General features: G+C 68.1%; 15 protein-coding genes and 1 riboswitch. Of the genes, 6 read left to right on the forward strand and 9 right to left on the reverse strand.

What is annotated here, in order from left to right:
• Window positions 1-59: 59 nt before the first annotated feature.
• From ACAM57_RS03540 to ACAM57_RS03575, 8 genes are all read right to left on the reverse strand, one after another.
• Window positions 60-674: an N-acetyltransferase family protein gene (locus ACAM57_RS03540; protein WP_369660722.1), complete on the reverse strand. Its 615-nt coding sequence runs from the start codon at window positions 672-674 to the stop codon at window positions 60-62.
• A complete protein-coding gene (locus tag ACAM57_RS03545; protein WP_369660723.1) occupies window positions 671-1,759 on the reverse strand; it encodes an alpha/beta fold hydrolase in 1,089 nt (362 codons plus the stop codon). Before ACAM57_RS03545 ends, ACAM57_RS03540 begins: the two co-directional genes overlap by 4 nt.
• A complete protein-coding gene (locus ACAM57_RS03550; protein ID WP_369660724.1) occupies window positions 1,756-2,190 on the reverse strand; it encodes a poly(R)-hydroxyalkanoic acid synthase subunit PhaE in 435 nt (144 codons plus the stop codon). The genes ACAM57_RS03545 and ACAM57_RS03550 overlap by 4 nt, the downstream gene beginning before the upstream one ends.
• 38 nt (window positions 2,191-2,228) lie before the next feature.
• Window positions 2,229-2,969: an alpha/beta fold hydrolase gene (locus ACAM57_RS03555; protein ID WP_369660725.1), complete on the reverse strand. Its 741-nt coding sequence runs from the start codon at window positions 2,967-2,969 to the stop codon at window positions 2,229-2,231.
• Window positions 2,966-3,148 carry a hypothetical protein gene (locus ACAM57_RS03560; protein ID WP_369660726.1) on the reverse strand — a complete coding sequence of 61 codons (183 nt, stop codon included), beginning with the start codon at window positions 3,146-3,148 and terminating at the stop codon, window positions 2,966-2,968. The genes ACAM57_RS03555 and ACAM57_RS03560 overlap by 4 nt, the downstream gene beginning before the upstream one ends.
• Window positions 3,149-3,167: 19 nt before the next feature.
• Window positions 3,168-3,668 (reverse strand): TIGR01841 family phasin, encoded by a 501-nt coding sequence (phaP, locus tag ACAM57_RS03565; protein ID WP_126023703.1) that lies wholly within the window; start codon window positions 3,666-3,668, stop codon window positions 3,168-3,170.
• Between the two features lie 169 nt (window positions 3,669-3,837).
• Window positions 3,838-4,488 carry a hypothetical protein gene (locus ACAM57_RS03570; RefSeq protein WP_369660727.1) on the reverse strand — a complete coding sequence of 217 codons (651 nt, stop codon included), beginning with the start codon at window positions 4,486-4,488 and terminating at the stop codon, window positions 3,838-3,840.
• 160 nt (window positions 4,489-4,648) lie between these two features.
• The gene (locus ACAM57_RS03575; RefSeq protein ID WP_369660728.1) at window positions 4,649-6,730 is read right to left on the reverse strand and encodes a hypothetical protein; all 2,082 of its coding nucleotides are present in this window, start codon (window positions 6,728-6,730) and stop codon (window positions 4,649-4,651) included.
• Between the two features lie 159 nt (window positions 6,731-6,889).
• A riboswitch (S-adenosyl-L-homocysteine riboswitch) is annotated at window positions 6,890-6,958 on the forward strand.
• Window positions 6,959-7,022: 64 nt separating this feature from the next.
• Here ACAM57_RS03575 and ahcY point away from each other — a divergent pair.
• From ahcY to ACAM57_RS03595, 4 genes are all read left to right on the forward strand, one after another.
• Window positions 7,023-8,462 carry an adenosylhomocysteinase gene (gene ahcY / locus ACAM57_RS03580; protein WP_126023700.1) on the forward strand — a complete coding sequence of 480 codons (1,440 nt, stop codon included), beginning with the start codon at window positions 7,023-7,025 and terminating at the stop codon, window positions 8,460-8,462.
• Between the two features lie 17 nt (window positions 8,463-8,479).
• A complete protein-coding gene (locus ACAM57_RS03585; RefSeq protein WP_369660729.1) occupies window positions 8,480-9,256 on the forward strand; it encodes a TlyA family RNA methyltransferase in 777 nt (258 codons plus the stop codon).
• Window positions 9,257-9,266: 10 nt separating this feature from the next.
• A complete protein-coding gene (metF, locus tag ACAM57_RS03590; RefSeq protein WP_126023698.1) occupies window positions 9,267-10,091 on the forward strand; it encodes a methylenetetrahydrofolate reductase [NAD(P)H] in 825 nt (274 codons plus the stop codon).
• A gap of 62 nt (window positions 10,092-10,153) precedes the next feature.
• Entirely contained in the window at window positions 10,154-10,768 is a 615-nt protein-coding gene (locus ACAM57_RS03595) for a septal ring lytic transglycosylase RlpA family protein (RefSeq protein WP_184640870.1), read from the forward strand.
• Window positions 10,769-10,791: 23 nt separating this feature from the next.
• Here ACAM57_RS03595 and ACAM57_RS03600 read toward each other — a convergent pair whose 3' ends face one another.
• A complete protein-coding gene (locus ACAM57_RS03600) occupies window positions 10,792-11,745 on the reverse strand; it encodes a 23S rRNA (adenine(2030)-N(6))-methyltransferase RlmJ (RefSeq protein WP_369660730.1) in 954 nt (317 codons plus the stop codon).
• Window positions 11,746-11,943: 198 nt separating this feature from the next.
• Here ACAM57_RS03600 and rplM point away from each other — a divergent pair, with 198 nt between their 5' ends.
• Together rplM and rpsI are read left to right on the forward strand one after the other, a co-directional pair.
• Complete coding sequence (gene rplM / locus ACAM57_RS03605; protein WP_019656360.1) at window positions 11,944-12,375, forward strand: 50S ribosomal protein L13; 432 nt, start codon at window positions 11,944-11,946, stop codon at window positions 12,373-12,375.
• 12 nt (window positions 12,376-12,387) lie between these two features.
• Window positions 12,388-12,780: a 30S ribosomal protein S9 gene (gene rpsI, locus ACAM57_RS03610; RefSeq protein ID WP_126023695.1), complete on the forward strand. Its 393-nt coding sequence runs from the start codon at window positions 12,388-12,390 to the stop codon at window positions 12,778-12,780.
• Window positions 12,781-12,886 lie beyond the last annotated feature (106 nt).

Here is a 12,886-nt window from a genome sequence, read left to right on the forward strand (position 1 = left end):
ATCCGCGATTTTAAAAGGCCGGCGGTTTCCGGCCCCGCCGCCCCCGTGCCAGGGGCATTTCAGCCCCCGAGCGCCTCGTTCATCCCGTACGCCCGCATCTGCGCCTCGAACCGCGCCACGTCCTGGCTCAGCACCACGATGTCGTGCGCCATGCCCTGGCGGTCCTTCACGTGCTTGCCCAGCAGCGCCTCGGGCTTGAAGCCCAGGGCCTGGAAGACGGCGATGGCGCCGCGCTGGTCGACGGTCATGCGGGCGACGAGCTTTTCGGCCCCGCGCTCGATGGCCAGCGCGCAGGCTTCGCGCGCGAGCTTGTGGCCCAGGCCGCTGCCGCGCAGCTCGGGCGCGGCGAGCACGCGCAGTTCGGCGACGTGGCTCGACCAGGAGTGCGGATCGCGGATGACCGCCGCGCAGCCGAGCACGGCCTTCTCGCGCACCGCGAGCACGCTGTCGATGTCGCCGCGCTCGATGGCGCGCACCCAGGCGTTCATCACCTTGGGCTGGGTGATGTCGCGCGGCAAAAAGAGCAGGTCGTGCGCCGGGAGGGCCTGCGCGAAGGCGAGCACGGCATTCGCGTCTTCGGCGGCCATCAGGCGCAGGACGATGTTGCCGTCACTGCTGGTCACGGTACGCGGGTAGGTCCGCGAGAAGGAGTCGGTCACGGTGGTGATGCTCATGTCGATCGCACTCCAAGCCATTCGTCCAGTCTGGGCCACAGCCGGCGCACCGCGTTGGGCCCGGCGGCGAGGCTGACGTGGCCGCCCTTGAGCACCACCTCCTCCTTGTCGGTGGAGCCGACGCCGGCCACGAGCGGCTGCCCGGCCTCGTAGGGAACGATGTGGTCGTGCTGCGCGAGCGCGTGCAGCACCGGCACCCTGATGTTCTTCAGCTGCACCTTCTGCCCGCCGATCACCAGCTCGCCCTTGTGCAGCTTGTTGCCCCACATGAGCTCCTTGACGGTCTGGCGGAAGTACTCGCCGGCCAGCGGCAGCATCTCGTTGCCCCAGCGGTCGAACATGCGGTACGACTTGACGAATTCGTCGTTGTCCATGTTGTCCCACAGCTGCACCATGCCGGCGCTTCGGCCCGCGGGGCGCAGCATGTCGAAGGAGGCGAAGAGCATCTCGGGCGGCACGTTGCCCACGGTGTCGATGAGCCGGTCGACGTCGAAATACCGGCGGTCCGACCACGCGTGGAAGAGCTTCATGCGGTTGAAGTCGATGGGCGTGGTGAAGAGCGCGAGGTTCTTCATCGGCCCGCCGGGGTGCAGCGCGGCATAGAGCGTGGAGAGCACGCCGCCCATGCAGTAGCCCACGAGCGTGACGTCTTCCTCGCCCGAGCGCTCCTGCACGCGGCGGATGGAATCGGGGATGAAGTCGAGCACGTAGTCCTCGATGCGCAGGTACTTCTCCTGCGGGCGCGGCGCGTTCCAGTCCATCATGTAGACGTCGTAGCCCTGCAGCAGCAGATGCTCGACCATGCTCTGGCCGGGCGCGAGGTCGAGGATGTAGCCGCGGTTGGTGGTCGCCATCACGATCAGCAGCGGCACGCGGTAGATCTCGTCGGCCATGGGCCGGTAGTGGTACAGGCTCAGCGTGCCGCGCCGGTGGATCTCGTCCTTGGGCGTCTGGCCGACGGCGGGCGCGGCGGTGGTGAGGAAGTCCAGGCCCTTGAGGTTGCGCTGGATCGCGCGCTCGATCTCGGCGGCCATGTCGACCGCGATGTCGGGCAGGGCGAAAGGCGTGTCGGCGGTGGTGCTCATGCCTGGCGCTTTCCTGCCGGGGGCTTGCGCGTGCGGCGCGGGGTGGCGGGCGCCGCCGCAGGTTCTGCAGGTGCTGCCTTCGGAGGCTGCCGGGTGCGGCGCGGCCCCGGCGCTGCCGCAGCGGAGGAAGCGGGCCCGCCCTCCACGGCGCGGGCAATGCGCGCCAGGTGATCGTCGATGCGCTGCAACTGCTCGCCCAGCGCCTGCAGGTCGGCGCGCGTCGGCAGGTTCAGCATCGTCAGGTAGCGCGCCATCAGCTCGCCCAGCGCCTTCTGCGCGGTGAGCGAGGCGTTCATGCCGCCGTGCATGCCCTGGCGGAACGGGTCCGAGGCCATGGTCTCGTTGGCGAACTCGTTGGTGGTTTTTTCCCACTGGGCCGTGAGCTCGCGCCACATGGCCATCGGGTCGAGAGGGGAGAACTTGTTCGTCATGGCGGATGCTCCCTTGTCGCCTTGTTGTTTCTTCTGCTTCAGTCGCCTGGGTGCCGCGCCGTGTGCGCCGCGATGGCGTCGACGATCTGCGGCCACATCGGGATCGGCAACGCATGCCCCATGCCGGGGATGCGCAGCAGCTGCGAGCCCGCTATCGCATCGGCCACGTCGACGCCGCAGGCCACCGGCACCAGCGGGTCGTCGTCGCCGTGGATCACCAGCGTGGGCACGCGCACGTTGCGCAGCGCGGGCTTGCGGTTGCCCGAGGCCAGGATGGCCGCGAGCTGCCGCGCCACGCCGGCCGGGTTGAGCCCGCGCAGGAAGACGAGTTGCGCCTTCTCGGCGTCGCGCGCCTCGTCGAGCGGAAAGCTGCCGGGTCCGCGCAGCACGCGCCACACCTTCGCGTAGTGCGCCTGGTAGGCCGCGAAGGTGGTCGGCGCCGGCGAGAACAGCACTGCCATCGCCTCGGGCGTGGGCGGCGGCAGTCCCGGCGCGCCGGTGCTCGACATGATGCTGGTGAACGACAGCATGCGCTGCGGATGGTGGATGCACAGCTCTTGCCCGATGGCACCGCCCATGGAGGCGCCCACGATGTGCGCCCGCGCGATGCCCAGCGCGTCGAGCAGCCCGACGCAGTCGGCCGCCATGTCGCGCAGGTCGTAGGGCGCTCGCAGCGGCAGCCCGGCCATCGCCTGCGCCATCAGCGCCTGGATGTCGGGCACGCCCAGCAGCGTGAGGTGCGTCGAATGGCCGATATCGCGGTTGTCGAATCGGATCACGCGGTGCCGCCGGCCTCGGCGAGCCGGGCGCAGAAGGCGTCGTCCCACGCCACCATCTGCGCGCCGAGGCCCATGACCAGCAGCAGCGGCTCGGCGGCCGGATCGCCGAAGCTGTCCCAGGCCAGCTCGATGCCGTTGGCGCGCGTGCGTTGCTCGACGCGGGGCGGGGCTGCGGTCATGGCCGGGCGCGCAAGCGTATTACTTGCGCTGCAGCATCTTCGTCACTTCGTCCACGTTCGCCTGGATGCGCTGGCGCACCACGTCGAAGGCATCGGCCTGCGACTTGGCGGCGAGGTTGGCCAGCTCCTTGATGTCGTCGATGGCGCGCTGGAACGACTGGCGGCCGAGCTCGTCGAGCTTGGCGAGGTTTTCCTTCGGGTCCTTGCCGGGCATTTCCTTGGCGGCGGTCTGCCACTCGGAGATGGCGCTCTTGATCATTTCCGTCTGCCGCTGCACGACGGTCTGCAGGCCCTTGTACGACTTCTCGTTGGCCTCCATCAGCGCCGCCAGGTCCTTGCGGCCGCTTTCCAGCAGCTTGCCGGCGCCACCGGTCAGGTTGAGGCTCTGCAGCCGGTCGGCCATGCCCTTCAGTGGATTGAGCATGTCCGCGGCATCGGGCGCCGCCTTCTTCGCGCCGGCGGTGCTGGTGCTGCTGCTGGCGGTGGTCTTCTTGGCGGCGGCTTTCTTGGCAGTGGCCATGGTGCGGAATCTCCTGTGACGGTGGACGTTTGGATGGCGAGGACCAGCCTGACGGCAAAAATCCCTCGCCACGATACGCCGCGCCGGTGCGCCGGAGGTCGCCGCAGCGACAAAAATGCCTGCGGGATTTCCCTTGGGTGCGTGCCCGCGTTCGTTGCCGGCTTCGGGGCTACATCGGCGGCGCGAAGCCGTTGCGCCCGGCCGTCACGCGCAAGGCGGTGGGCGTACCGTTTTTCTCCTGCGCATTGACCAGCACCCGGGCGCCGGGCACCAGCAGCGCATCGGTGCCGGGTCGGAAGGTGACCACCGGCACGTCGGGCGGCACCACGACGGTTTTCTCTCCACCCTTGTAGGTCAGGTGCAGCTGCTGGCCGCCGCGCACCGACTTCGGCGCCGCGGCCAGGTCGGCGACGGTGGCGTTGGTCATGGTGCTTTCGGGCAGCAGGTCCCATGGGCGATGGCCTTCGCCGGTGCCGCGCGCGGCCTCGGGGAACACGACCACTTCGAGCGCCTTCTGCGTGCCGTCGGCCTGCGGCATGGCGGCGGTGCCGATGAAGCTGCCGCGCCTGATGTCCGAAAGCTTGATCGGATAGACCTCGGATACCGACAGGTGGGCCGGGCGCGCGAGCGAGACGACCTCGCCGGTGCGGTCCTGCACGACCAGGGTGTTCGCATCGACGCGCACGAGAGTGCCGCGGATGCGGACGGTGTCGGCGCTCTGGGCGGACGCGATGGCCGGAAGCAGGGCCGCGGTCAGGCTGGCGGCGGTAGCAAGGGCCGAGAGCAAGGTCCTGGGCGTGCTGGAGGAGTGGATCTGCATGTTGGCTTTTCAGGGGAGGGGCTGTGGGCCGGCCAATGTACGTCGCGTCGGCGAAACGTGCAGGCGGCCGTCTTAGGCCTGAATGAGCAATGAAAAAAGGCCGCATGCCACGAGCGCGGCATGCGGCCTTCCTGGCCTTCAGGGCGAAGCGCCCGCGGCGTCAGTCGATCAGGTCGATCTCCATCGTGCCGGCCGTGGCCGGGTTGCGCGAGCCGACCATCGCGAAGAGCTTGCTGCTCTGGCTCGCGAAGTGGTAGTTCGGGCCGATGAAGGTCGCCGCGCGCATGTTGAGCGGACCGTTCGTGCCCATCGAACCCAGCGTCGCGGCGAGCGTGGCGCTAGTGCCGTCGGGCAGCGTCTGCGTGCGCGTGTAGTACGACGCGTCGAGGCCGGTGCTGCCCCATCCGCCGCTGGTGGCGCTGCCGCGCGCGATGACGGTGGGCCATGTGGCGCGTTCGGGCAGGCCGATGCGGAACACCGACCTCGGGGGCGTCGACGCCACATTGCCGGCCGAGAGGTAGATGTTCTCGCTTCCGACGCGCGCGACCGCGAAGGTGCCGTTGTCCGACGGATTGGCCACGTTCACGATGCGCCAGGTGTCCACGGTGGTGCCAGCCGACACGGTGTACGTCAGCACGGATGCGGAAGGACAGTTGTCGATCCGGTAGATCACGTTGTCGTTGCACAGGTAGAGCACGGTGCCGCCGTTGGCGATCTGGATCTGGGTGATCGACGAATCGCCGCCGGTGGCCGTCATGTTGATGCCCAGCCGGTTGTAGGTGCCGTCGAGGGCGCTCTGCGTCTTCACAAGCGCACGCGATGCCACGAAGGGCCGCACGGCGTAGCTCTCGGGCGTGACCTGCGCGACCGCGAACGGGAACGCGCCGACCACCGTGTCCGTCGTGAAGCGGAAGCGCGCCGTGTTCGCGGCGCTCGTGATGCGGCTGCTCGCGAAGATGAAGCTGCCCGGCTCGGCCGTGTCCTCGGCGAAGCTGCCCGAGGCGACGGTGCCGGCGGCATCGGTCATCTCGTAGCGCTTGCTGTCGAGGTTCAGCGCCAGCGTCTGCCGCGAGCCGTTGGTGGCGTAGACCTTGTAGCGGCCGTTGCGCGCGTCGGGCGTGGCGCCGGTGTCGATCAGGTTGAGCTGGATGTAGCCCTGCGTGGCGGTGTTGTTGCGTGCGCCGACCAGCACCGAAAGCTCGCCGGCCTGCATCGCGAAGTACTTGCTCGCGCCGGTGAAGTTGACGCCGCGGATGCCCAGGGGCTGGTTCGTGTAGGCCGTGCTGTCCACCGGCATCGTGAGGGTGCCGAAGGTGTCGTCCGTGCCGGTGGAGGTGCGCACCGAGCTGGTGGTGCTGATCAGGTTCGTGCCCCAGCTGCCCGTGGTCGATGAGCCGATGCCGCGCGTGGTCGGCCAGCTCGAAGACTCGGGCAGGCCGATGCGCATGAACTGCTGGGCCGGCGAGACGCTGACGCCGCCGCCGAGGTACACGTTCTGCCCGCCGATGCGCGCCACGCGGAAGTTGGCGACGTCGCTGCTGTTGGCCACGTTGGTCGCGACCCAGGCGTTGTCGACGCCCGGCGTGACGGCGTAGGTGCGCTTCGAGGCGGCGGGGCAGAGGTCGATCTTGTAGATGATCGAGTCGTTGCAGAACTCCAGCACCGTGCCGCTGCCCGACAGGCGCATCGAGAGGATCGTCGAGTCCTGCACGCCGCCGGGGCTGCGCGTGACGCTGAAGCGGTTGTAGGTGCCGTCGATCAGCGCGGCGGTGGTGACGAAGTCGCGCGCCGCCACGAAGGGCTGCGCGGCGTAGGCAGCGGGGCTCGAGTACGCGGTCTGGAACGGGAAGGCGCCGACGATGGTGTCGGTGGTCACGCGGAAGCGCGAGGTGTTGGCCGCGGTGGTGATGCGGCCGCTCGCGAACACGTAGGTGCCGGGCTCGGTGAAGTCTTCGGCGAAAGTGCCGGACTCGGCCGCGCCGAGGTTGTCCGTCATCGTGTAGCTGCCGGCGTCGAAATCGACCGAGAGCTGCTGCTGCGTGCCGTTGGCCGCGTAGACGCGGTAGCTGCCGTTGCGCGCGTCGGCCGTGCCCAGGGTCTTGGCTGCCGCGACCTCGGGTTTCCCGCTGCCGCCCGACGACAGCGAGAGGCCGGAGCCTCCTCCTCCTCCGCCCCCTCCGCAGGCCGCCAGCAAGGCGACCATGCCCCAGCTCGCGAGATACCTCGTCATCCTCTTCCTCATGTCGTGTCCTTTTGTTTTCAAGTGGGCTCGGCAGCAAGCCGGCGGCTCCTGAACCGAACCTGTTGAAATCGTAACCAGAGGTCAATGACATGCCGGGGATGACAAATGCCGGCCAAACCCCGAGCATTGGCGCCCGCTCGTGCCCCGTCTACAATCCGCCGCTCCGAGGAGCGTTGCAGCGCCATCAGGCGTGAGGCTCGGACCACATCGCAACGACGCTCACCCGCTGTTCTTGCGGTGAGTCTTTTTCCGTACGCAGCGGCATCTTCAAACCAGTTTTGTTGGAGTTCCCATGAGCGCTGTTCTCAAACCCACCCCCGTTTCGACCGCCGACCAGGCGATCGCCGACCTGTCCCTCGCCGCCTGGGGCCGCAAGGAAATCCGCATCGCGGAAACCGAGATGCCCGGCCTGATGGCCATCCGCGAGGAGTTCTCGAAGTCGCAGCCGCTGAAGGGCGCGCGCATCACCGGCTCGCTGCACATGACCATCCAGACGGCCGTGCTGATCGAGACGCTGCAGGCGCTGGGCGCGCAGGTGCGCTGGGCCTCGTGCAACATCTTCTCGACGCAGGACCACGCCGCCGCCGCCATCGCCGAGAAGGGCACGCCGGTGTTCGCGATCAAGGGCGAGTCGCTCAAGGACTACTGGGACTACACCCACGCCATCTTCGACTTCGGCCCCAAGGGCTCGAAGGGCGAAGGCCCGAACATGATCCTGGACGACGGCGGCGACGCCACGCTGCTGATGCACCTGGGCCAGCGCGCCGAGAAGGACCAGAGCGTGCTCGCCAACCCGACCAGCGAGGAAGAGCGCATCCTCTACGCCGCCATCAAGGCCAAGCTGGCCGTCGACGGCACCTGGTACACCCGCAAGTCGGCCGAGATCATCGGCGTGACCGAAGAAACCACCACCGGCGTGCACCGCCTGAACGAAATGTCGGCCAAGGGCACGCTGCTGTTCCGCGCCATCAACGTGAACGACTCGGTCACCAAGAGCAAGTTCGACAACCTGTACGGCTGCCGCGAGTCGCTGGTGGACGGCATCAAGCGCGCCACCGACGTGATGATCGCCGGCAAGATCGCCTGCGTGGCCGGCTACGGCGACGTGGGCAAGGGCTCGGCCCAGGCGCTGCGCGCGCTGTCGGCGCAGGTGTGGGTGACCGAGATCGACCCGATCAACGCCCTGCAGGCCGCCATGGAAGGCTACAAGGTCGTGACGATGGAATACGCCGCCGACAAGGCCGACATCTTCGTGACCACCACCGGCAACCGCGACGTGATCCGCCACGAGCACATGGCCGCCATGAAGGACCAGGCCATCGTCTGCAACATCGGCCACTTCGACAACGAGATCGACGTCGCTTCGATCGAGAAGTACGAATGGGAAGAGATCAAGCCGCAGGTCGACCACATCAAGTTCCCCGACGGCAAGAAGATCATCCTGCTGGCCAAGGGCCGCCTCGTGAACCTGGGCTGCGGCACGGGCCACCCGAGCTTCGTGATGTCGTCGTCGTTCGCGAACCAGACCATCGCGCAGATCGAGCTGTTCACCAAGCCCGACGCCTACCAGGCTGGCAAGGTCTACGTTCTGCCGAAGCACCTCGACGAGAAGGTCGCGCGCCTGCACCTGAAGAAGGTCGGCGCCATGCTCACCGAGCTGACCGACACGCAGGCCGCCTACATCGGCGTGGACAAGAACGGCCCCTACAAGCCGGACACCTACCGCTACTGAGCGGCGACAGCCAACGCATGCGCGCCGATCAGTTGCTGGTGGAGCGCGGCCTTGCCGCATCGCGTTCGCAGGCCGTGCGGCTCATTGCCGGCGGCTTGCGCTGGCGTGATGCGGGCTCGGGCGACGCGTGGCGCGACGTCGTCAAGAACAAGGACGACGTGCCCGAATCGGCCGAGCTCGAGCTGCTCGACGCGGCGGAAGCGCGCTACGTGTCGCGCGGCGGGCTCAAGCTCGAAGGCGCTCTGGCGGCGAGCGGTATCGACGCCGCCGGCAAGCTGTGCCTCGACGTGGGCCAGTCGACCGGCGGCTTCACCGATTGCCTGCTGCAGCGCGGCGCCGCCAGGGTGGTGGGCGTCGACGTCGGCCACGGGCAGCTGCATGCGCGGCTGCGCGAGGACCAGCGCGTGGTGGCCATCGAGGGCGTCAATGCGCGCGCTCTCTCGGCCGACGATCTGGGCGAGGAGGGCGAGTCGCGCTTCGACCTGGTCGTGGGTGACCTGTCCTTCATCTCGCTCACGCTGGTGTTGCCGGCGGTGGTCGAGTTTCTGGCCGACGAGGGCCGCTTGCTGATGCTGGTCAAGCCGCAGTTCGAGCTGCAGCCCGGCCAGGTCGGCAAGGGCGGCATCGTGCGAGACGAGTCGATGTACGCGGTGGTCGAGAAGCGCCTGCGCGATGCCTGCGAGGCGCTCGGCCTGCGGGTGCTGCAGTGGTTCGACAGCCCGATCGCCGGTGGCGACGGCAACCGCGAGTTTTTCATTCATGCCGAGCGCGCCGTGCGCGCGAACGGTTCCTAAGGAGACGCAGGTGCGCCTTCCGTTGAGTTTCGAATTCTTTCCGACCAAGACGCCCGAAGGCGCGGTCAAGCTGCGCGCGGTGCGCCAGCAGCTCTATGCGCGCAAGCCGCAGTTCTGCTCGGTCACCTACGGCGCGGGCGGCTCCACGCACCAGGGCACCTTCGGCGCGGTGCAGGAGATCCTGGCCGAGGGCGTGGACGCCGCGAGCCACTTCTCGTGCATCGGCGCCACGCGCGCCACCGTGCGCGAGCAGCTCGCCGAGCTGAAGGCCATGGGCGTCAAGCGCCTGGTGGCCCTTCGCGGCGACCTGCCCAGCGGCTACGGCATCGGCGGCGAGTTCCAGTACGCGAGCGACCTCGTCGGCTTCATCCGCGAGGAGACCGGCCGCGACTTCCACATCGAGGTGGCCTGCTACCCCGAGATCCACCCGCAGGCCCGCTCGCCCGAGGCCGACCTGCAGGCCTTCGCCGCCAAGGTGAAGGCGGGCGCCGATTCGGCGATCACGCAGTATTTCTTCAGCCCCGAGGCGTACTTCCGCTTCGTCGACGACGTGCGCAAGCTCGGGCTCGACACCCCGATCGTGCCGGGCATCATGCCGATCACGAGCTCGACGCAACTCATGCGCTTCTCCGACGCCTGCGGCGCCGAGATTCCGCGCTGGATCCGCCTGCGGCTGCAGAGCTTCGGCGACGACACGGCGTCGATCAAGGCCTTCGGCCTCGACGTGGTCACCGACCTGTGCGCGCGCCTGCAGGAAGGCGGCGCACCGGCGCTGCACTTCTACACGATGAACCAGTCGGCGGCCACGCTGGCTGTGCTGGAGCGCCTCGATTGAGAGGGCGCGCGGGGCTTCGGGCGGCGCTTGCCGCGGCGACCTGCGTTCTCGCGGGATGCGCCATGCCGCCTGCGACCGACGCCGAGGGCAACGCGAAATTGCTGCCCCTGCCTCGCGCCATCGCGGTGCCTCCGGGCGCGGCCGCGCGCTCCAGCGTGCCGGCGGTGCGCTATGACCTCGCCGTCTCCGGCACGGGCGAGCAGGCGCCGGACGACGGCGTGCCCGACGACGGGCCGCGCGAGATCTTCGAGCGCGGCGGCGCCTCGTGGTACGGCATCCAGTTCCACCAGCGCAAGACCGCCAGCGGCGAGCGCTTCGACATGACCGCCATGACGGCGGCGCACAAGACCCTTCCCTTCAACACGCGCGTGTGCGTTCGCAGCCTCGTCAATGGCAGCGAGGTGCTGGTGCGCATCAACGACCGCGGGCCCTATGCGGCAGGCCGGGTGATCGACCTGAGCCGCGCGGCGGCCGACCGCATCGGCCTGACGGGGCTGGGCATCAAGCAGGTGGCGCTGACGGTCGTCGACCGCGACGGCATGCGCTGCGGCGGCTTGCCGGTGGAAGCCGGCGATGCAGCGGCGCCGGCGGCGTCGAGCGAGCCGTCGCAGCAGCGGGCGCGGGCACCGGTTCCGGTTCGGCGCAAGGCGGCGGTACCGCCCCGGCGTCGCAAGTAAAAAGGTTGGGAGATTCGACCGGCTCAGCCGCCCGAATCGAGCGAGAAGGCGGCGTTGCGGTCCTGGCCCAGGCGCTCCACCAGCTGCGGCAGTGCGGCCGCCAGCATCGGCTTCAGCGTGTAGGGCGGGTTGATCAGGAACATGCCGCTGGCCGGCAGGCCCGGCCGGTGCGTTTCACCCGAGGCGGCATCTTTCGTGATCTTGCTGGACTTGACCGTCAGCGTGGCGTGCAGCCACGACTTGCCGGCCTTCGTCGCCATCGTCTTGAGCCGGCGAGGCAGATCGTGCGCCTCGGGGCGCGGAATGATCGGATACCAGACCGCATAGGTGCCGGTGGCGAAGCGCTTGAGCGCCTCGGCCATGAAGTCGAGCACGCGGCCGTAGTCGGTCTTCATCTCGTAGCTGGGGTCCATCAGCACCAGCGCGCGGCGCGACGGCGGCGGCAGGAACTTGGTGGCGCTGCCGAAGCCGTCCTCGCGCAGCACGGCGATCTGGCGGCCGGCCTCCAGTTGGGCGATGTTGGCGTCCAGGGTGCGCGCGTCGGTGGGGTGCAGCTCGAACAGCTTGAGCTTGTCGTGGTCGCGCAGCAGGTGCTGCACGATGAAGGGCGAGCCGGGGTAGACGCGGGCGCCGCCCTTCGGATTGAAGTCGCTGATCACGCTCAGGTAGCGGGCAATGGCGTCGGCCAGCGGGGCTTCGGCTTCGGGTGCTGCCTTTTTGATAGCAGGCTTTGTCGCAGGAGCCGGCGTGGCGGGCTCTTTCTTGTCCGAACGAAGGCGCAGGACGCCGTCTGCCGCCTCGCCGCTGGTGCCGGCGTAGTCGCCGTCCAGGCGGTAGAGGCCGGCGCCGGCGTGGGTGTCGACGACCGTCAGCGCCGCCTCTTTTTCGAGCAGGTGGTCGAGCGTGGCAATCAGCACCGTGTGCTTGAGCACGTCGGCGTGGTTGCCGGCATGGAAGGCGTGGCGGTAACTGAACATAGGGGGAGGATGGTAACGGTGTTGGGGCTGGATACGGGCGAATTTGCCCGCCCAGGGCCATTCTTCGTATAATCGCGGGCTTCGCAGCGTTTTTGTGGCCCCGCGGCGAAGACTTCGAAACCCACCTAAGAGATTCCCGTCAGAGGAACGCCGACCGTGGAAAAGGGCCCGCCAAACCCTCTTTTCAAGAGAAAACTCATGACCAAAACGTTCAGCGCAAAGCCCGCTGACGTGACGCACGAGTGGTTTGTGATTGACGCGACCGACAAGGTCCTCGGACGAGTAGCCAGCGAAGTTGCTCTCCGTCTGCGCGGCAAACACAAGGCCATTTACACGCCTCACGTCGATACCGGTGACTTCATCGTCATCATCAACGCATCGCAACTGCGCGTCACCGGCGCCAAGTCCATCGACAAGGTGTACTACCGTCACTCGGGCTACCCGGGCGGTATCACGGCGACGAACTTCCGCGACATGCAATCGAAGCACCCGGGCCGCGCCCTGGAAAAGGCTGTCAAGGGCATGCTGCCCAAGGGCCCGCTCGGTTACGCAATGATCAAGAAACTCAAGGTGTACGGTGGTGCTGAGCACCCGCACGCCGCCCAGCAGCCCAAGACGCTGGAAATCTAAGGAGCCTTGAGAATGATTGGTGAATGGAACAATGGCACCGGCCGTCGCAAATCGAGCGTCGCCCGCGTGTTTCTGAAAAAGGGCTCGGGCAAGATCACGGTCAACGGCAAGGACATCCAGGATTTCTTCGGCCGTGAAACCTCGATCATGATCGCGAAGCAACCCCTCGCGCTGACCAACAACCTCGAAACCTTCGACGTGATGGTCAACGTGCACGGCGGCGGCGAATCGGGCCAGGCCGGCGCTACCCGCCACGGCATCACCCGCGCGCTGATCGACTACGACGCGGCGCTGAAGTCGGTGCTGAGCCAGGCTGGCTACGTCACGCGCGACGCACGTGAAGTCGAGCGTAAGAAGGTCGGTCTGCACTCCGCCCGTCGCCGCAAGCAGTTCAGCAAGCGCTGATCCGCTTCCTGCGAGCGAACAAGAAGCCGCCTTCGGGCGGCTTTTTCGTTGGAGGCCCCTGGTACCGGGCTGCTCCGACCCCACTTGCAATGGGGTGCGAGCCGGC

The sequence above is a fragment of the Variovorax sp. V15 genome (assembly GCF_041154425.1).
GTDB lineage: Bacteria > Pseudomonadota > Gammaproteobacteria > Burkholderiales > Burkholderiaceae_C > Variovorax > Variovorax guangxiensis.